16 protein-coding genes are annotated in these 18927 nt (G+C 56.1%); 8 read left to right on the forward strand and 8 right to left on the reverse strand.

From position 1 onward, the window contains the following. Positions 1–581: 581 nt before the first annotated feature. The 5 genes from AC1DIJ_RS25895 (at position 582) to AC1DIJ_RS25915 (ending at position 5129) form a co-directional block, all read left to right on the forward strand. Positions 582–2156: an adenylate/guanylate cyclase domain-containing protein gene (locus tag AC1DIJ_RS25895; RefSeq protein ID WP_112388277.1), complete on the forward strand. Its 1575-nt coding sequence runs from the start codon at positions 582–584 to the stop codon at positions 2154–2156. Next, positions 2156–2920: an E2 domain-containing protein gene (locus AC1DIJ_RS25900; RefSeq protein ID WP_112388278.1), complete on the forward strand. Its 765-nt coding sequence runs from the start codon at positions 2156–2158 to the stop codon at positions 2918–2920. Before AC1DIJ_RS25895 ends, AC1DIJ_RS25900 begins: the two co-directional genes overlap by 1 nt. Before the next feature lie 46 nt (positions 2921–2966). After that, positions 2967–3494, forward strand: a complete 528-nt coding sequence (locus AC1DIJ_RS25905; RefSeq protein ID WP_112388279.1) for a Pycsar system effector family protein — start codon at positions 2967–2969, stop codon at positions 3492–3494. An 88-nt stretch (positions 3495–3582) separates the two neighbouring features. Then, entirely contained in the window at positions 3583–4200 is a 618-nt protein-coding gene (locus tag AC1DIJ_RS25910) for an adenylate/guanylate cyclase domain-containing protein (RefSeq protein WP_477831667.1), read from the forward strand. A gap of 8 nt (positions 4201–4208) precedes the next feature. Beyond that, positions 4209–5129 (forward strand): TIR domain-containing protein, encoded by a 921-nt coding sequence (locus tag AC1DIJ_RS25915; RefSeq protein ID WP_112388992.1) that lies wholly within the window; start codon positions 4209–4211, stop codon positions 5127–5129. A gap of 138 nt (positions 5130–5267) precedes the next feature. On the opposite strand, the gene AC1DIJ_RS25920 is transcribed toward AC1DIJ_RS25915, so the two are convergent. After that, positions 5268–5573: a hypothetical protein gene (locus tag AC1DIJ_RS25920; RefSeq protein WP_112388281.1), complete on the reverse strand. Its 306-nt coding sequence runs from the start codon at positions 5571–5573 to the stop codon at positions 5268–5270. Between the two features lie 203 nt (positions 5574–5776). On the opposite strand from AC1DIJ_RS25920, the gene AC1DIJ_RS25925 reads away from it, so the two are divergent. After that, entirely contained in the window at positions 5777–6856 is a 1080-nt protein-coding gene (locus tag AC1DIJ_RS25925; protein WP_112388282.1) for a hypothetical protein, read from the forward strand. Positions 6857–7176: 320 nt separating this feature from the next. Here the strand turns inward: AC1DIJ_RS25925 and AC1DIJ_RS25930 are convergent, their stop codons facing one another. Both AC1DIJ_RS25930 and AC1DIJ_RS25935 read right to left on the reverse strand, forming a co-directional pair. Then, positions 7177–10635: a YhaN family protein gene (locus tag AC1DIJ_RS25930; RefSeq protein ID WP_112388283.1), complete on the reverse strand. Its 3459-nt coding sequence runs from the start codon at positions 10633–10635 to the stop codon at positions 7177–7179. A gap of 3 nt (positions 10636–10638) precedes the next feature. Continuing rightward, positions 10639–11865: a DNA repair exonuclease gene (locus AC1DIJ_RS25935; protein ID WP_112388284.1), complete on the reverse strand. Its 1227-nt coding sequence runs from the start codon at positions 11863–11865 to the stop codon at positions 10639–10641. Between the two features lie 162 nt (positions 11866–12027). Between AC1DIJ_RS25935 and AC1DIJ_RS25940 the strand changes: the two genes are divergently transcribed. Continuing rightward, a complete protein-coding gene (locus AC1DIJ_RS25940) occupies positions 12028–12351 on the forward strand; it encodes a hypothetical protein (protein WP_162705985.1) in 324 nt (107 codons plus the stop codon). 156 nt (positions 12352–12507) lie between these two features. Here AC1DIJ_RS25940 and AC1DIJ_RS25945 read toward each other — a convergent pair whose 3' ends face one another. The 3 genes from AC1DIJ_RS25945 to AC1DIJ_RS25955 form a co-directional block, all read right to left on the reverse strand. Beyond that, positions 12508–13809 (reverse strand): Clp protease/crotonase-like domain-containing protein, encoded by a 1302-nt coding sequence (locus tag AC1DIJ_RS25945; protein WP_112388286.1) that lies wholly within the window; start codon positions 13807–13809, stop codon positions 12508–12510. A 4-nt stretch (positions 13810–13813) separates the two neighbouring features. Next, positions 13814–14959 (reverse strand): SH3 domain-containing protein, encoded by a 1146-nt coding sequence (locus AC1DIJ_RS25950; protein WP_112388287.1) that lies wholly within the window; start codon positions 14957–14959, stop codon positions 13814–13816. Between the two features lie 257 nt (positions 14960–15216). Further along, positions 15217–15420: a cold-shock protein gene (locus tag AC1DIJ_RS25955; RefSeq protein ID WP_112388288.1), complete on the reverse strand. Its 204-nt coding sequence runs from the start codon at positions 15418–15420 to the stop codon at positions 15217–15219. A 162-nt stretch (positions 15421–15582) separates the two neighbouring features. On the opposite strand from AC1DIJ_RS25955, the gene AC1DIJ_RS25960 reads away from it, so the two are divergent. Then, positions 15583–16125: a hypothetical protein gene (locus AC1DIJ_RS25960; protein WP_112388289.1), complete on the forward strand. Its 543-nt coding sequence runs from the start codon at positions 15583–15585 to the stop codon at positions 16123–16125. Here the strand turns inward: AC1DIJ_RS25960 and AC1DIJ_RS25965 are convergent. Beyond that, complete coding sequence (locus tag AC1DIJ_RS25965) at positions 16122–16670, reverse strand: thermonuclease family protein (protein ID WP_112388290.1); 549 nt, start codon at positions 16668–16670, stop codon at positions 16122–16124. The genes AC1DIJ_RS25960 and AC1DIJ_RS25965 overlap by 4 nt on opposite strands. 36 nt (positions 16671–16706) lie before the next feature. Continuing rightward, the coding region (locus tag AC1DIJ_RS25970) for an AAA family ATPase (RefSeq protein WP_477831668.1) at positions 16707–18927 on the reverse strand (2221 nt) is incomplete at its 5' end.

Raw genomic sequence — 18927 nt, forward strand, 5'->3', positions numbered from 1 at the left:
TACCGTCAAACGCACGAACTCAGTTTGCCTTCGAGCAGTTCGCCTTGTTGTGGTGATGATAGGCGGTCCGCCTTGGTTTGCACTGGGACCCTAGGTTTGGTAGTTCTTACGCGTTAGCTTTGCACCTGAGCAAAATGCGCCCGAATCGATCCTTTCGGCTCCGCGGCCGCCCTTAGCTTCTCCAAATGCAAAATTGATTACCTTTGGATTTTTTCGCGGCTCAGTCCGGCCAGACAGTGGAGCCATCCAAACAGGCAAACCCCACGTCCTTCGCTGACGACCATCTGCCGCGGTTGCGCTCGATGTCGGGCGAACAGCTTGTTGATATCCGCAATCCTCAATTGAGGGCTCTGAAGCCTCGATCTACATTGCAGTGGTCATTCACTGATTCGCTTGGTCGCAGAAGCTGTCACTAAGACACCTTGAAACGTCCGCTTGTCCCATTCCGGATGCATCCCAGCGTCCGGAAAATGCCCCGAGGAACAAATAGTGAAACAATCGCCGTAGTAGCCAGACACAATCCATTTTCACAATTCAGCATTCGGTTACGCCTGAGCAGATCGATGTAGAAGGAAACTGTAATGAGTTGGTCACGACAGAAGAGTTTGCAGCGAATCCATTCTTTCAAGGCCTCGGCTCCGGCGGCGTCCATCAGTCTCAGAAACTTCGACCAAGGATTTGTTGTCGCCCGTCACACGGCGAACCAGGCCAAGATAAGACTCGGCGGCAAAAGCGAGCCGCTGATTTTCGACGTGCCGCCAGACGCCGCAATCCTTGTTGACGGCGTCCATGTCTACATACAGATGCTCGACTTCGGCAACGCCATGATCGAGCGCGAACGGGAGACCGAAGCGAGCCACCGCCGCGTGCTCTCGATGCTCCACCTGAACTACGCGGCGTGTGATCAGGTGGCCGAAGAATTCGAAGCCCAGCGAGTCGACTTTCATGGAGCCAGAATGCACGCCGTGATCGTTTCGCCACCCGGCCCCGAGAATGCGAAGGAGCGCGCAGAGCGCGCGCTGGCCTTTGCGGATGCCGCTAAGCGAGCGATCGAAGAAGTCGGACGGACGACCGAGAACGGACGCTACTCGACGCGGATCCGCGTTGGCGTCGATAGTGGGGCGGCGGTTGCGGTGAACAGCGGGACCAAGGACGAGCGAGAGCCACTCTTCTTGGGGGCTCCGGCCAACTATGCCGCAAAGCTGGCAGAAGGCGAGGATGAAGGCATCTTCATGTCGAACAGAGTTCGCGCTGACCTCGGTCTACAGCAGATCGTGTCCCATGATGTCCTCTTCACGGAACGCCACACTGCCGCTTCAATGAGCGCGAGTGGAGGTTCCGCGACAACCCTCACCTATTTGGCCAAGAGGCTTTCAGACGCCGACATCGCGAAGGCGGCATTGAACGCCAAGAATAGATTTGTTCTCGACGTCGGTACGGACGCCAACTTCTCGTTCCATCGACACACTCCGCCATTGAAGGGTATCGACTTCGCAGTGCTGATGCCCTCGAACTCGATCCGGATGGGTCTGATGTCCATCTTCGGCGATATCGACGGGTTCACAAGCTACGTGGATGAGTGCATTGCAAAGGGTAACATCGGCGAGATGGTCTCGAACCTCCATGTGATCCGCAGTGAGTTGGCGGCGACACTTTCCGAAGATTTCAATGGCCGGAAGGTTAGGTTTATCGGCGACTGCATCCACGGATTGATTGCCTCGGGCACAGCCATCGAGACTGATGCCGAAGCATCGGTGGTGTCGGCAGTCAAGGCGGCTGGCGGGATTCGCTCGAGTTTCGAGCTCTGCCAGCAGGAGCTTGACGGCATCGATGGGCTCGGGATCGCCATTGGCCTCGAATACGGCGAGACGCCAATCACGAGGATTGGGATCCGCGGCGATCGAAGCGTCCGATGCTCAGTCAGTCGAGCAGTCTCCAAGTCAGAGGAACTTCAGCGGGATTGCACGGGAGAGCAGACGGCCCTTGGACCAACCGCACTGAGTCATGCACCTGCTGCTGTGCGGCGGCTCTTCGACGACGGCGTAGCGTGGAACCTCGATGCATCCTCTGCCATCGAGCACCTAAGCGCTCCTCCCACCGTAAGGAGTGGCGATGTTAGTGCGACCGCTGCACCCTATAGCTTTGGAGAGCGCTAGTGCCGCTCTCACTCGTCTTGGACGGATGTCCTAGCTGGTTCCTGATCTCTGCCGCCAGTGACGAAGAGATCTTGGGGGCGGCTGACATTGAGATCGAGGGGGCGGCGGACACGATAAGCATCGATCTTCGCATCCGGGACAAGTCGGGGGCTATCGTTGTTCAGGAGCAGGTGCCGGGCACAAAATATCCGAAGACCTGTCACGAGCGCCACCTTCAGTCGGACGAACACTTCTGCCTTGGCATGCGAGCAGGCGACGAAATCGTTTCGAGAGACCATGCTGTCGTCTGGTGGGGGCTGCTGAAGCACTTCCTCAAGCTTCAGCGTGTCGCGCAACGAACCAAGCGTTGGCCTCCGCAGCAGCAGATGTCGCATGGGGATGCCGCGCCGCATCAGATTGCAGCAGTGGCCGCCGCCAAGGAACTTGGCATCGAGGACGCGTACATGCGGATGCTTGAGGGAGATGAAGCGTGGTTCTCCGTCGGCGCCTTTAAGATTAGCGACGGCCGAGGCAGGCTCGCGAACGGATGGCTACCCTGCCCTGTAGGCTGCAAGCGAAACGGCAAACCTTTATCGCGCTCCGCATGCTGCAAACCGGACGCGGTTGCTACTCTCCTGAGCGAGGAGAGAATGCGAAGGAGAAAGGTGGAGGACTTCTATGCCCTCTCCCACGCCCTTGGAGAGGGCTGCTGCGGTACCATGCTCAGTTGTCCGCTACGTGACATGGCAGCCTCAACGGCCGCCAAGTCTATCGCTACTGCCTAGGTGTCCTTTGGCGAAAAACGATCAGCAAGAAGCCTATGAGAAACTGATGTCTGCCAACCACGGCAGGATGATCGATTTCGTCAAGTTCGCCGAAACGAAGAACGCGGCCTTACTCACGTTCTCGTCGGTTTGGATCGGGGCTATCATCAACCTGCTCCGGTCGCCGGACGAACTGCCGTTTGGCTACAAGTATGCGTTCGAAGCCGCTCTTCCGCTTCTCGCCATCGCCGCCGTGATCTGCCTTAAGTCGCTGCTGCCCCGGTTCCTGAACCACGTCTACAAGCGCGAAGATGATGTGGTGAACCTGCTTTACTTTGGCGACATCATCAAAGGCGGGGTCAAGGACTATCCCGAGATGGCGAAGAAGGAATATCTGCCAGCTGACGGAGAGTCGGCGACAGCAACGTACCTCCACGACCTCGGTGTCCAGACCGCGATTCAAGCATCCATTGCCCATCGCAAATTCCGGTTCTTCCATTGGGCTGGGTCGCTCGTCCTTCTCGCCTTTGTGATCATGGCCCTGCCTCCGACGATAGCCTTGGGCGGCTGGGTCGCTGAGCGACTGTTCTCCTAACGAGGTTCTCATGCCTATAGCTGACGATATTAGGAACAACTCGAGAGCAACTTTCGGCGTCGCATGGACCGTTCGCGAGGGGCTGACGGTGCCGGAACCGAAGGACCTCAAACTGTCGAATGATGCGGTCCGCTTTGAGCAAGCAACGATCCTTTACGCTGATCTCGATGGATCAACGGATCTGGTTGGATCGAAGAAATGGCAGTTCTCCGGCGAGGTCTACAAGACGTTCCTCTACGCCGCCTCGCGCCTGATCCGAAACCGTGGAGGCTCAATCGTTTCATACGATGGCGACCGGGTGATGGGAATATTCAACTCATCCACTCAGTGCAATGAAGCGGTTTCGTGCGCACTCGAACTCAACTACGCCGTCAAGATTCTCGTTCAGGCCGAACTGAACAAGCGCTGGACCACGGATTTCAAGATCCGGCACGTTGTAGGCATCGACATTTCGGAAATTCGAGCTGCTCGAACTGGCGTCCGCGGCGACAACGACATCGTGTGGATTGGCAACGCAGCGAACCTGGCCGCCAAACTGACATCATTGCACGCAGACAGACCGACCTACATCACCAAGCGCGTCTACGACCGCCTCAACAATGCTCAGAAGTTCGGCCCGAACGGCGAGAACATGTGGCAGAAGTGGCAGTGGCAGCAACACGGCAACGACGAAATCTGGTCCACGACATATTGGAGAACAATTTAGTGAGCAGGATGCTTGAACGTTTCCAGGGAGATGCGGGCAGAGAAGTACGGGTCGAGTCCTTGATCGCTCAGTCGATTGTCGGAGGTGACCGCAAGCTCGCTGAAGAGCTCGCGGATCAAGCGGAGCTTGTCGAGCTGTCATCCGGTCAGACTTTGATCGAGCAGAACGCTGAAGACAACGACATCTTCTTCATCATTTCCGGTTCCTTCGGCATTCACGTCAATGGGCGTCGGCTGGGTGCTCGCGGCCGCGGCGACCATCTCGGCGAAATGGCTGCCATCGAGCCGACACAGGTGCGGTCTGCCACCGTAATAGCGGAAGAGTCGTCGATCGTGGCCAAGATGACAGCGTCGCAGTTCTCGGAACTCGCCCGGAGGTTCCCGGACATCTACCGCCACATCGCAAAGGGTCTTTCTCGGCGCCTGCTCGAGCGCAACAGGCACGTGGGAGCCTATCGAGAGAAGATTCGTGTCTTCATCATTTCTTCTGCCGAAGCCCTCCATGTTGGCCGAATGGTGCGTAACGCCTTCCAGCACGACACCGACGCCATCATCGCGACCCTCTGGACCGATGATGTCTTCAAGGTCGCAAACTACACCCTCCAGGATCTCGAGGCCCAAATTGACGACTCTGACTTCGCCGTCGCCATCGCGCACGCCGACGATCTCACCGAGAGCCGGGGGAAACCTTGGCCCAGCCCGCGAGACAACGTGATATTCGAGCTCGGTCTCTTCATGGGGAGATTGGGCCGCGAGCGCGCGATCCTGATGGAACCGCGCGAAGAAAAAGTGAAGCTTCCGAGCGATATGAGCGGGATCATGACTATCCCGTATAAGTATGAGGTCGGGAAGGACACGGCAGCGCTTATGGCGCCCGCTTGCGACGCACTACGTCAGCACGTGCTGCGACTGAAGGCCTTCAATGGATGACAGTGGTCCGGCGATGTGCCTACCTTCTTAGGAACTTGCGTTTCGGTAGAGAGACTTGGTCCAATCAAGCAGTCGGTTCCAGCCAAATTTCTTCAAAAACATGGTCCACCGTCGGTTACGAGAGGGTACGTGCCACATTTAGCGCTTATGGGGCCTTACGATCGGAAATCGCGTCATCAGCTTGAGCAAGGCGTCAGTTCGAAATGTTGCAGGATCTGGCGGAGGGACAATTCGTTTCTCAAAGTGTTTGGCAATCACGTATGCTTTGTTTCGCTCGATGCGAACCGTTAGTTCGTCTCGTATGACTCGCAGAAGTTTTAGTCTATCAGCCTTGCCCGTCGGAATTTCAAAACCATCGACATCGATCTCGTTCCAGTCGATTTCCCTGTAGTCGCAAATGGCGCTGGCTGGAAATGGGACGGCACTGATGACCTTGTCGCTCAAAATGGCGCCTCCTCTACTTCTTCCAGCTTGATGGGTCCGGTTACCGGCTGCAATGCCTGCACCCCGCCGATTGACTTTGCACGTCCGTTTTCAGAAACGCTTTACCCCGTCCACAACTTGACGAACGTGCGCGCTCGAAAGTCACAACCCATTAATTTCCTGTGCCTAGTGGATGGATCAAACAAAAACGCAGGCAGCTCAACATGTTCGCTTTCAAAACTCCGCTCGTCCTCGAATCCTTCCCACTCAGCCAATACCCGAACGGCGTCTACCCGTCCGACGAGGATGTCGCCGAATTGGTAGACATAATGGATACGTTCCGGTTCGAGCTGCTGACTGCGACGCCACAAGATATGTACGGCATCTTCTGGATCAACTGCACCTGTGACGCAGTAAAATGGCGTGGCCTCCTAAAAGATGACAGCCGCGCTGGAGCTCGGTCAGTACCGACTGCCTGGATCGACTTCGACGATGTAGGCTGTGGACGCGTCGGCGGCGCCACCCCGGCAGGCTTGCACCAGATAATGTTCGAGCAAGCATTTCACAGCCAGATTGTAATTGAGTATCTGTTCATGGCCCTGCAATGGGAACGCGACCGCGTCAGAAACGGTGAGCGACCCGGCATCCATCTCGAACAAATCAGCAGGTACGTGATCGCGGCCGTGGATTACATCAAAAAGATCTGCAAGTACGGCGAGTTCGACGGTGGTGACGATGAAGAGGACAACGGTGCAGGGACCGCGACCAAATCTAGCAGGGCCGTCAAGCGCGGAACACTACTTCTTCCCGGCCTGTCTCCGATCCACGAAACGCCCCACCACATTTATGCAACTGATGAGGACGTCGCTGCCGCGCATGCGATGATTGCCGATTTGGAGGCAAGCCTATTGGCTGCCCCTGACGACTCCTTCGACATCTATTGGATACATTGCGGTCACGACAAGATTACCTGGGGCGGTATCGAGTCCGGGGTGACGGAAGACAAGGGCCCGCCGCCCCCAAAAGCTTGGATTGACTTCGACGACATGTGCTGCGGCCAGGGTTGGGCTGCAACCCCTCGCGAGTTGCACAGGATGATCTTCAGCGTACCCCATAGTGAGATCATCAAGACGCACCTCTTGTATGCGCAATTATGGGAGAACGACCGCGTAAAGAACGGCGAGCAAGAAGACGTCCATGAACCTTCCATTAGCGATAACGTGATCGCTGCTGTTGATGGCATTGAGGAAAGCTTTCGAATGATCGAGACACTTCGCGAACTTCCAAAATCGACGCCATTGTGACGAGCTCGGGTAGGCAACCGAACACACCCGGATCTGAACTACTAAATACGGGTGTGGCGCCACAAACTCGTTGGGTTTCCATTACCTTGGTTCGAAACCATTCTCAAAGAGCTAAGCCTGCACATCCACTTCTCTCATGACAATCGCCCTGTGTTCAAACAAGGACGCGTTGCTGGCGGCAAGTGATGATGCGAGACGCTTCGTCGAGCCACTTGGGAGATGGTCCATCCGGCAGCCCGGTATGACGCCCGAACGTACGCCACGACGATCGATGAGTCTCTTGAAGCCGACGGGATTGAGCTCTCGAAGAGGGCTCGGCCTCAGCCGCCAATAACGCGATCGAACCTGATGATATCAGCATCATCTCCGAGAAGCTCTGCAGCGATTTCCACGATCTTGCCCTCGTGCGTGAATAGGATCGGCTGGAACGACCGCCCTCCAGACGCTAGAGTCTTCAACCCGCTAGCCTTGCGCTCATCATCGAACGATTGGAATACGTCGTCCGTAATGAAGGGCAATGGCTCATTGCGGCTGCAGAAATCCTCGATGAACGCCAGGCGGAAGGCAAGGTAGAGCTGATCGGCGGAACCTTCGCTCAGGGCCTTCGTAGGAAGCCGCTCGCCATCGGCACGCTCTGCCTTTAGCCTGATGGCATCCTGATCGTCCAATTCCTGAACCAACCGAACGAAGGATCCGTTGGTCAATGTGGAGAAGTACTCGCTCGCCCTCGCAAGCAAGGGGTCGGCCTGTGACTCCCTATAGCGTTCCATCGAAGTCGACAGCAGTTTAGACGCAAGTCTGAGTACAGCCCATTGCCGCGCGAGATTTTGTGTCTCTTGTTCTGCAGAAGCCTTGTCGAAGGCAGCTTGCTCGGCGCTCACTTCGGTCTCGAGCACCTCTCTCGTCGATGTGAGCTCAGCGAGTCTTCCCTTCAGCTTTCCGAACTTGTCGAATTGCTGGGTATCTTCGGCCGTGAGCGTCTCGATCTCCAAATCGGCGGCGACGCGATCGAAATCCCGCAGGTTTGCCCTAATGTCGTCTTCGCTCATGCCCTTGGACTGCAGCGCAAGCCTCCGGCGACTGTCGCCAAGCCTTTCAGCCACACCACGACGCCTTCCGAGACGGCCAAGAAGCTCCTTGCCTTCCAGCTCGATGTTTAGGGACGCCAACTGCGCGACTACATCCTCACTGACCGAGTGGCGCTCGTCTGCTATCTGCTGGAGTTCGTCTTCTATCCGCTCGCGACTTTTGGCGAGGTGCCGATCACGGTCGTCGGCGGACTGTGCGGCAGTCATTCGCTTGTGCAGTATATCGACGGCAAGAAGCGGGGCGACGTTGGAAAGATTGTCGCCAACCGATTTGGAGACGCCCGACAGCTTCTCTTCGAACTGATCGATATTGCGTGTCATGCCGTCAACGCGACGCTGCCTGTTTTGTCTTTCGGCATAGCAGCGAGGGATTTCTTTCCATACTTGGATGGCGGCCTCTGCCATCTCCAAGGTTGGGTTGGTGTCGAGCCCGAACGCGATACAAGTCTCGGCGAACTGCGACTGCCACTTATCCACCTCAGCGGCCAAAGCGGCGAGCTTCCGGTCGCCTTCGGCAATGTTGCTCTCCAGCGTCTCCTGCCGCGCACGGATTATCCGCCTCTCATCCCACGCCTTCGCCAATTCATTCATCTTCGTTTCCACGAGTCTAGCGCTCGACGTTAGCGGCCCAGCGGGCATGACGTTGAGACCAATGGCGCTTGCGATACTCCCAAGTTCAGATGTCACTACGACATTCCGGCTTTGAAGAACGCGAAGCTGGTCTTCCAGCTCCAGCATGGTTTCGCGTCTTTTTGCGATAGCACTGATGCCGCGGATCCACTTGCTCATTTGATCGATATCGAGAGCGGCGACGTTTGCGTGGTCGAAGAGTCGCGAGAACTCGGCTAACGCGCGTTCCTGATCATCCCGTGCTGCATCGAGTTGAGTATCACCGGCACCGATATCCGCATCAAGTCGAGCCAACCTCAGCAGCAGTTCGGAATGACGTGCGGTTCGTTCCGCCTGCGAGAGCGCTCTGTCCGACAGCTCATCTACTTCGTGGACGAGCGCGGGAAGCGCCTCGTTCCAAGGCTTGCCAGATTGCAGATCGATAATTGCAGCGTCGCGAATTGCCCTCGCCTTCTCAATCATGGGACGGGTGATGAGGCTCCGATCATCTTCCAGATCTGAAACGAGCTTTGTCACGTCATCACGCTCTACACGGCGATCTGCTTGCTTTTCCTGTAGCCGTTGCAAGCGGTCGGAAACTGCCGTGAGATTCGGACGGTGTTTTTCCAATTCCACTTCGTCTGGGAGCGGGAGCTTGAGGATGGCTTCAATGTCCTCGACCCGCGGCGCTAGGCGAGTTGTCGCTTCACTAATATCCTGCCGTGCCCTCTCAACCGCAGTCTCGACCTCTTCAAGTCGTTCGACCGATCGGATATCTGGCTGAAGAGCAGTGAGGCGCTCCTGCAGGGGCCCGACGTCTTGAAGCGTTGCGGCACTTTCAGCGCGTTGCGTACGGCTGAGTTCGGAAGCTTGCTCCTCAACGCGCTGCCGCAAGCTGGTCTCCGCGCGTTTGAGCTCGTTTCCATCGCGGATGAGGCTATTGAGAAGACCTATTTGGGCGTCCGAAGGTTGGACCTGTATAAGTGCCTCGACCGAACCGCGGTGGCCTGCTCTTCGACCGAGACCAGAAAGTTCGAGGTCGAGATCCGCGACCTCTCCTCGGACCCTGGAAAAATCGGTCTGCGCTTGAGAGTAGGCCACTTTCTCGGTGAGAAGCTCATGAATCAAATCACGTTGCTTCAAAACATCAGGGTCAAGGTGGAGCGCCTGAAACTCATCTCTAATTCGGTTGGCCGTCTCAATGGAGGCAGCCTCCAGCGTAGCGAGTTCTTGTATCCGCCCCAGCTGACCTTCAAGCTGTAGCTCGATCTCCTTGGGAACTCCGGCGATTTCGTCAAACTCAGCCAGTCCGGCCAACTCTACGTCCACATCGCTCAGAAGCGGGTCAAGGGTTCGCAGCGTCTGCAGAAGGTCAAGACGGGTTTTCGTTCGAAGCCGAGCATCTCCCAGTTCTTCCAGCTGACGCTCAACGTCACGGATCTCATCGGAAAGTCGCTTCCAGTCCGGCGAACGAAGTTCATGAACCTTCTCGGACTGTTTCGCAGCTTCGTGGCGGTCGAGCGCCTGATAAAACGCTCGATCTTTGGATTTCCGCTGCGAGAAAATTGCGTCGGCCTCACCGTCCAAGCTTTTACGAAGTTGATTGAGCCCAGTTAACCCGGAGGCGGCCGAGAACAGCAGACGACCGATCTCGCCATCACCCGTCGCCATCTCCTCTCCGCCAAGGCGGAGCCTGGCGGAGTCCATACCGAATGCCTTTTCGAAGACCGATCGGTTCACACTTCCCAGGAAGGGAAAAAGGATATCGTCGGCTAGCGCATCCTCTTGGTCAGAATTGGAAACCAGCGTTGCCTTGCGGCCTTTGCGGCGCCTGAAATCAATCGCCTCGCCGTCGCGTCTCGTCAGGCTAGCGCCGACCCTCAACATCGATGGCTCGAATTTGTGCAATCCGACGACTTCGTTGTGGAAGCCGAACAGAAGGTCAGACAGTGCGCGGAGCATGGTGGACTTGCCCGCCTCGTTCGGCCCGTAGACGATGTGCAATTTCGCATCCGGTCGAAATGGAATAGACCGGTCCGAAAGTGAGCCGTATTTGAGAAGATCAAGCCGATCGAAACGCATGGTTCAGCTCGCAGTCGTCATTCTTGCCAAAAGCAATTCACGCGCCTCATCCAGTAGTTCCAGATTTGACGCGCCGAGTGGGCTATCGTTGGTGGCAAGTCCCCCAGGCATCTTTGGCAGGATTTCCCTCAAGATCTCTTCGACATGGATCGCGTCATCCTCATGCGCCTCCAGAGCTTTGAAAAACTCGATCCCCGCGGCTGGTTTTCCGGCAACGGACATCGAAGAGGCAAGTCGTAGGACTAGCTTCTCGATCCAGATATCGCCATACGCCCGCTGGCAGGCCGCGAGCACCTCATCCTGCCATTGCCCGCGATCACGCACCAAGTTGTCGTAGAAGGAACAAGTTCCGGAGATTCGGACGCGGGCGGCGACTGGCTTACCGTCAAACTCCGTCGACAAGCGGGCGGCTTCCTCCTCGACCCGCTTCAAGACATCGACATCTTGATCGGCTTCGCTGACATCAATGCTGATCGAGATGAACCGGGCGCTATCCACGATGATCCGATCAACAGTCGCTAGATCATCCTCAACGGTGACAAGTACGGCGCCCTTTGCGCCTTGCTCGCGGATGCTTCGACCCTGGAGGTTACCAGGAAAAATGACCAGCGGATCGGAAGCGACTATCTCGAACTCATGGACGTGGCCAAGGGCCCAGTAGTCGTAGGCGCGGGATCGCAGGTCATCGACTGAGCATGGTGCATATGCCTCATGTCCTTCGCGTCCAGTCATCGAGGTGTGAAGAACCCCGATGTTGAACCAGCCTGCGACGGCAGGAGGATAACCGAGCGCGAGGTTGTCGTATGCTGCCCGGTCGGTAAAACCCTGTCCATGAAGTGCTACCTTCTTGTCCTCGATCAGGAGGGTAGAGGGCTTGCCCGTCGCAAATTCGTGCACGTTGTCCGGCAGGGTGATCGTCTTTGTAATCACGCTCGCGGCATCGTGGTTGCCGCGTATCACGTAAACTGGGATCCCTGCACGCTGGAGCCGCCCCATTTCGCGGTTGAAGAACAGACCGATTTTGTTGTCTTTCCAGTCCCCATCATAGACATCGCCCGCGATAACAACGAAGTCGACGGCGAGTTCGATCGCACGGGTGACAAGGAGGGTCAAAGCCTGTCTGGTCGCTTGAGAAAACAGCGAAGCGAGCTGTTCATCTTTAACCGACAAACCCTTGAAAGGACTTCCCAAATGAAGATCGGCAGCATGGATGAATCTGAACGATGTCATGGCACTTCTCCGATCGGTTGCTAAAGTTTTACTTTAACTCCACCACTTCCGGTGGGTAGCCGAGACCAACGGTTGTCCACCGTTTTCGGCTGACCGTATTCTGACGCGTCAGCCTGAACCAAACAGCGCGCGGTCGTGAGTAGTTCACCTCTGGAGAGCAGCTTGACCCTTGTACCATTTCATCCAGTTTTCGCCTTTGCCTCGGTCTCGCGGATCGAACGACTCACCACCGAACTTCTGCATGAAAAGCTCGGCGTGCGGCTTGGTCGCGAAGCAGAAGACGTTGTAATTTCGATCCTCGTAAACGACCTGATGACCTCGCGGACAGATGAGCAGGCGGTTCCCGTGGCAGAACGTCGCCTGCTCAGCGCCGAGTTTGCCGAGGGACAGCTCGGCAGACAGCGCTATCTGATGTGGATACATCCGGTCTATTTCTGCCGAAGTGATTTCGCCTTTGCGTCTCGACATGACCGCATATGTTCATGATATGTTCCATAAAGTCAACACGCATGCCGGATTTTGATCAAGTTGAACCCCAAGGCCTCCAAGCCCGGATCCCAGAGCCAATATCCGGACACCTTAAGTATCCATTCAATACTCGTCTCCGCATTTTGGATGAAGTTGCCTTCTCTGCAGCGCTTATCATGGCCGATTTGAATTGGCATCGCAGAGATGCCAGGCCATTTGATACCCATATTCGTTACTATGTCCGTAGCACCAGCCGAAGCGATCAAGGAGCACGCCTATCTCTTCACGACGTGCGCAGGATCGCTCTATCGTCGCTGAATCCGTACTTCCTCGGCACTGGCCATTCTCTGTCTGCCACTGGCTGATGACGCGGTCCGGTGTCTGGGCTCCGCGGTCCGTTGCCAGCACGCTCCCGCTTTCGGATACGATCTTTCCGGTGGCTGGGTCCCACACCAGTGAAAATTCCGCCATGCCGGACGAGGTCTTTCCGCGTTCTCGGCTTCGAGCAAACCATTCGATGATGCCGGACACGTTGCACTTATCGCCACAAAGCGCGGTTTCGGATCCCGGCTTGACGCTGTAGATCCGCTCCGGCCATCGCTGAGAAAAAGTCACCTTGTCCTTTAGGACCACATCACGAGAGACCGTCTTGCCGTAGAAAGTGACCTGATCGTTGTAGGCATTCTGCATGAAGGCAAGTGCGAACGAGTTGTCGCCAGACCAAGCTGCGTGATATCGGCGAATGAAATCTATTGCGCGGTCGGATGCCGTCGGCGCTGGTGGGGACGCCGGGGCCGAGGCCGAGGAAGATGGAGCAGCTACCGATGCCCCGGAATTTGCGGGTTCGGACGCCGTATCAGGGATATCGCTGGCCGTAATGATGTTCCAGTCGCGCATTTCCGCTGTGGTCAGATACCGCATGTCTGAGCTCTCGATCGAAAGGCTCAGTTGAAGGAGCTTCGCGCTGACTCCCATATCCGACAGGTAGCCGATGATTTCGCCAGTCATGGCCTGCACCGTTGCGACAGCCACCTTGTTGTCCAACCCGGCATCGTCCGAGAAAAACGCTTGGTGGACACCGATCGAGCCTGCCTCGGCAGAGCGCTTCACGCCACCAAGGAATGCGAGTGCACAGGCTGATGCACATTGCGTTGATCGGATCTGCAATGTGTTGGCGTTCAAAGCGCGGATGGCACGACCAATCTTCATCGCGGAAACGACGCTGCCGCCGTTAGAATCGAAAGTTATGAATCCAGGCTGAAACTGGGTGTATTCTCCTACTAGCTTCATCGGATCGTCGGCGGGCTCGAACTCACCTTTGATGACGAGTAAGCGACCTCCCTTATCGAGGGTCAGTCGCTCGTAAGTGATCGCGGCGGCAGCGCCACTGCCACTCAACATTCCAGCGAGGATCGTCAGCAGTCCTAAAATCGACAGACTGCGGGCAGACGAACGTTTGCTTTGCCGTGCTTCCATAGAGTTACTCACAGCACACTTTCCGCACGTAGGTGTTGCCTACAGTCACCATCGAGTCTTTGGCGATCAGGCCATGACCTTTGAGTGCGTTGGACACGTCCTTGGCTTCCTGCTCGGCGTAGATATCCTTCAGAGTGACCGCGAACCAACCATTGGCGGCGAGGTGGGCCGAGAGCGGGACCGGAGACGTTCTTACGAACGCTTCAGCCTCTGGAAGGGAGCTGAAGCTTCTTACCTGAACATACCTTCCCTCGCCCGCGTCTTCCTCAAACTGGGTCACGTGAACCCAGGAATAATGCATGAAGCCAATTTTTCCGGCCACAGCAACGCGGTACCAGTCATCGCGCACGTCCAGAATTTGAACGGCGGTACCGTTGCGAGCCTCACCCAATGTCTTGGCGTCCGGACTTGCCGCCCCTTTGATCGGTGCCTGCCCTTTTGGATGTCGAACAAACCCGTCGCGCGCAATCGGTACCTCAAGTGATGGAACCGATCTTGCCTGCACTCCTGTGGGCACTACTGGCGCGATAGCTGGTTTCTCGGGGACAGCCTCAGAGGAAATCACGGGTGAACCGTTGGGCGTCGTGACTCGGAATTTCGCCATTTCACTGCCGGACAGGTAGCGGATGTCGTCGCTGTCATACGAGAGCGACAGCTGGAGAAGTCCAGGATCGACGCCCATTTCGGACATGTATCCGATTATTTCAGCCGTGGTCTGCTGCACCGCTGAGACGGCATCTTTGACTTCGAAATTGGCGCTGTTGCTGAAAGAAGACTTGTGAACACCGATGGAGCCGGGTTCCGCGAAACGGCTGGTGCCGCCGAGAAAGGCGAGCGAGCAAGCTGAGGCGCATTCGAACTTGCGAGCCTGCACAGTTGCTATTCCAAGACTCCGGATAAGTCGACCGAACTCCATTGCCTTCGCAACGTTGCCGCCCGGACTGTCGAACCCGACCGCGAATAGATGCTCGCGGGCTGTCAACTCTCGAAATTGAGATAGGTCGTCTGAATATTCGAACGAGCCGCTGACGATGGCAAACTTGTTGCCGCTATCTGTTTGATTCACGTTGTAGGAGAGCTTTGCCTCAGCCTGAAAGGCGGCAAGACTCATTAATACCGCGGTGACCGCGACTGGAAAGCGTACGAACATGCGACCAACCCTGACGACAAAAAGAGAAAGCCATAGTCGCGCCTGGGTCGCAAGTGGCCCGAACGGCTTCCTTCAGAAAGGGTAAATACCAGGCATAATCAATTTGCGCCTATCGACGGTCGCGACTAGCCGTGCAACGGTCGTTGAAGGCGCTCGCCAATGCTGCAGGTACATTCAGATTGCGGAATGAACATCCGTCGCGTAGATGGCGGTCAACAAAGCCGCCATCTTCACTCAACGCTGAACCTGAAATTCGATCAGAGGACGCGAACGTCTTCTGCTTTCGATTTCCCAGTCCGGCGATCCTGGCCAACTTCAAACGACACCTTTGTGCCCTCGCGCAGGACGCTCGAGCCCTGCACCGCGGAAACGTGGACGAATACATCTACGCCACCGGCATCCGGAGTGATGAAGCCGAAACCCTTCTCATCGTTGAAAAATTTGATAGTGCCCGTTGCCATGTATTAGCTCCACCATATCAACTACTAAGGAGTTCTAGCTGACGTTTGAAAATGCGCAACCGGGTTTGCTGCGAAGGAATTAAAGTTAGGTCGTCGATGTTGACAGTCCACGCAACTCTGCACGAGCCTTGTTGAGACAAACACCATTAGGATCGAACTGCGATGTATAGCCAGCACGCTGCTGAAAGCTCGAATGCTCCCATGTTGGACGTAATTCAGAGCTACATTCAATCAATCGCTTCATTCGAGCCGAGGTTCGGGCACGCTGGAGCCCTTTTGGAACATGGAAGAGAATTTCCAGCGAGAGTCAGAAAGCCACGCTGGCTAATCCTTGGGCCGCGCAAATCATGCTTCAAGAGCGCCACCACTTATGGCATTCGACGCTATGACGTCTTTTATGCTGAGGGCTACGCGATCGACTGGAACCTGCCAATTCCTATCCACCACGCGTGGTTGGTCAACCAGGAGGGCGAGGTCTTCGACCCGACCTGGGGCGACACGATTGATCACGTCTACTTTGGGATTGCCTTCTCCCGATCGTTCGTCCTGGAATCACTGGTGGAAAACTTCAATGAGCCCGGCATCCTTCTGAACATGGATCGCATGCGGCGCAGGCTCCGGTCGTCAGAGGCAATTGAGTTGGCGATCGCGCGCGGTATCGCGCCGACTGGACCCAATGCTGATGTCGAGCGAGTTTCACTCTAGCAGGCGGAACGGCCGCCGGAGCGTGACGCTCTAGCTTCGCACGGAAGATCGAAGGATCCCTGCCAGATGCCGATCCGCTCACGTTTCGCGGCACTTTGCATCTCCTTGAAGAGGCCCTTGGAATACCGAGGCCAATCCACAGCCAGACCTTGGCGCACGAGCCATGCATTCACCTTAACCCCATCGGCCCTTGCGCAATCTGCCGCGAGCCGCCGATATCCGTCCCTGCCGTGCACTGCGCATCGCGTCGGTCGCGAAGCGGCCAGAAAGTCATGCAGTGCGAAGGCTGCTTCGTTTCCGCAACGATACGACTTTCCGGCAGCATTCTTACAAAGCTGCCAGCTCTCTGGAGCAGAGATGCCAACCAGTCTTATCCGTTGGCCAGAGATTTCGATGGTGTCGCCATCTATCACCGTAGCGCGGCCCACAATCTCTACGGCATTAGCCGACAAAGCCGATGCAAAAAGTGACAATGCCAGCGACAGTTTTAGAGGGTAGCTAGAACGATTGAAGATCGTTCGAGCTAGGCGTGAAGCGGCGGGCATCCGCGCGATTTTTCGTCGAACCATACGATTTGGCCATTAGGTGTGGGCATGCGGGAGCACGCCGGACGCCTCGAGCATCTCCGTGGTGATCGCGACCGTTTCCGCGGTTATCTCTTCGTCGGCCACAGCGGCGGGTCCAAGCATCATTTTGTAATGCGCCTCATGTCCCGTCTCGACGAAAATTCGCCTGAAAACTGCGAGGTACTTTTCAACAGTCGTCTCATCAAGGCTGACATAAAGTTCATCAGCGAAGTTATGCGAACCGTCGTTGATCCACGAAAACAACGACGAGCAGATCTGCTGATCACGGCCGCTAAATTTCTGTACGATCGAATCCTTGTCCATATTTCCCAAGATCGTGAAGTAGTGCTCTAGGATTCGCCGCAGCACGTTCTGGATTGTTAGCGAGGGGCGCACTGGATTCCGCACTTCCTCCCAAAGCATTTCGTATGATGTCCGGATTGGGTTGTTGGGAAACCCATTAATGGTGCTTCCGCCGTCGGTTTTGCGGACAATCCAAAATGTCTCGTGTGAACGCTTTTCCACTTTCCGATCCGGATCGAAAGTCACCTCCTTGTGGAAGTAGATATTATGGGTCAGGACGAAAACCTGCTTGATCCTCCCAGCGCCGGAACAAGCCTCAGTCAAAACCCGCTTGATCAGCGCACTGACGATGAACAGCACGTCGCTGTCGAGGCTGGACACGGGGTCGTCAAAGACAACCACTCGGTCACTGTTGACCCCAGAAGCTTCGATACTCCCGCGTATAAGATGATAGAAGTAGAGAAACGAGATGAAACTGCGCTCGCCTTCGCTGAGCGTGTTTGTCGCGCTGGACCCGTCGTCTCTAACTATTACGTAGGACTCGTTGCGATCTCCAGCGGTCGCCAACCGGAAGCTTGTGAAACCGAAGGAGCCAAGGATTCCGTTGATTTCGGTGACAGTTGGCTGGACGCTTGTCACGCTGGCTTCGAGGTCGCTCAGCGTTCTTTTCGCCGCGGCTAGGTCCGCGGCTTTAGACGTCAATCCGTTGGACATACCTTCGAGGGTCTTGTCCAACGTCGTCTTGTTCGAAATGAACTCGTCTATAGCTGCCTTGTTGGCGTCGCAGACGAAGCGCCATATTTCGGAGGTGAGCGTAGTGCGCTCAGCCGCGAGGTTGTCCACAAGAGTATTATGACGTGAGATCTCCGCGTTTGCGTTCGCGATGACCGTTGCAATTGCGCTGGCGGCGTCTGCGACCGGTTCCAACGTTACGCGAGAACTTGGCTCCCTTCGTTTTCGTTCGAGATGCGTCTTATTGAGATCGATGATTGCCCTCAGCCGCTCTACGAGAGGCCGGAACGCGTCTGGATCAATGACGGATCCGGACGTCAGCGCTGACTCCGAAACGTCGAGGATGGCCTGTGACCAAGTAGCGTAGGCGTCACGGAGGCTATCGATGGCTTCTATGTCAGCTAAATAGGTTTCGTCGAAGAGATCGTTGAGCTTCCTTACAAGCTCGGCTTCCATCGTTTTCTGGCAGAAGGGGCATGGGGTATCCGCACCTTCGACAAAGTGCAGACCTGCCCGAACCCAGTCACTGTTTCCGAGTCTGCGAATAAGCGGCGCAAGTTCGATATCCTCCTTGCCGATGACCCTCTTCGACAAGATTGGGTCGCTCTCGAAGGATGCAAGTTTGCTGATATCAAAGGTCGAGAGTGGTGCAATCTTGGCCGCTCCATCAGAGAAGACCGATAACGCCTTGGTTCGCAATACTTCTAGCGATTGGAGTTCGGAGTTATTCCCGGCAGCCTCGTCGATCACCCGATCGCAAAATCTCTCCTTCGAGTTTCGCAGTCCTTCGAAAGCGCGTTTGAACTCTGCGTCGTGTTCAGACTTGATCTGCCAACAACGCTCTTCGAAGGCAACACGAAGGCGTTTGAGATCGCCGACTTTTCCGGTTCCCTCAGCGGTCGAACCTAATTGAAGCTTCAGCTTGTCGATCTGCTCCTGATATCCGGAAACTTTCTGACGCGCCTCCTCGATCTGCTCAAGTTTTCCAGCCTCAAGTTCACCAAGCGTGAAAATACCGCGCAAATGCTCGGTGAAATTTCTCTCAACGAAGTCGCTGTTGTAAACCAGGGTGTGTTTCGGCGTGGAATGTTGACCCCCCTGGCGGGGTGACCGGCGTCCAATTTTGACCCCCCACCTGTTTCGTCTGACCATCCGTCTTTTGCTGACGGATGGAGGGGGAGTTGAAGCGAGTGGATACGAT

Source organism: Rhizobium sp. 10N427 (assembly GCF_056394605.1).

What these genes read in the sequence shown, in the direction of transcription:
- AC1DIJ_RS25895 (WP_112388277.1), top strand. Translation starts at nt 582, where the DNA reads ATGAGTTGGTCACGACAGAAGAGTTTGCAGCGAATCCATTCTTTCAAG.
- AC1DIJ_RS25905 (WP_112388279.1), top strand. Translation starts at nt 2,967, where the DNA reads ATGTCTGCCAACCACGGCAGGATGATCGATTTCGTCAAGTTCGCCGAA.
- AC1DIJ_RS25915 (WP_112388992.1), top strand. Translation starts at nt 4,209, where the DNA reads ATGCTTGAACGTTTCCAGGGAGATGCGGGCAGAGAAGTACGGGTCGAG.
- AC1DIJ_RS25925 (WP_112388282.1), top strand. Translation starts at nt 5,777, where the DNA reads ATGTTCGCTTTCAAAACTCCGCTCGTCCTCGAATCCTTCCCACTCAGC.
- AC1DIJ_RS25930 (WP_112388283.1), bottom strand. Translation starts at nt 10,635, where the DNA reads ATGCGTTTCGATCGGCTTGATCTTCTCAAATACGGCTCACTTTCGGAC.
- AC1DIJ_RS25935 (WP_112388284.1), bottom strand. Translation starts at nt 11,865, where the DNA reads ATGACATCGTTCAGATTCATCCATGCTGCCGATCTTCATTTGGGAAGT.
- AC1DIJ_RS25945 (WP_112388286.1), bottom strand. Translation starts at nt 13,809, where the DNA reads ATGGAAGCACGGCAAAGCAAACGTTCGTCTGCCCGCAGTCTGTCGATT.
- AC1DIJ_RS25950 (WP_112388287.1), bottom strand. Translation starts at nt 14,959, where the DNA reads ATGTTCGTACGCTTTCCAGTCGCGGTCACCGCGGTATTAATGAGTCTT.
- AC1DIJ_RS25955 (WP_112388288.1), bottom strand. Translation starts at nt 15,420, where the DNA reads ATGGCAACGGGCACTATCAAATTTTTCAACGATGAGAAGGGTTTCGGC.
- AC1DIJ_RS25960 (WP_112388289.1), top strand. Translation starts at nt 15,583, where the DNA reads ATGTATAGCCAGCACGCTGCTGAAAGCTCGAATGCTCCCATGTTGGAC.
- AC1DIJ_RS25965 (WP_112388290.1), bottom strand. Translation starts at nt 16,670, where the DNA reads ATGCCCGCCGCTTCACGCCTAGCTCGAACGATCTTCAATCGTTCTAGC.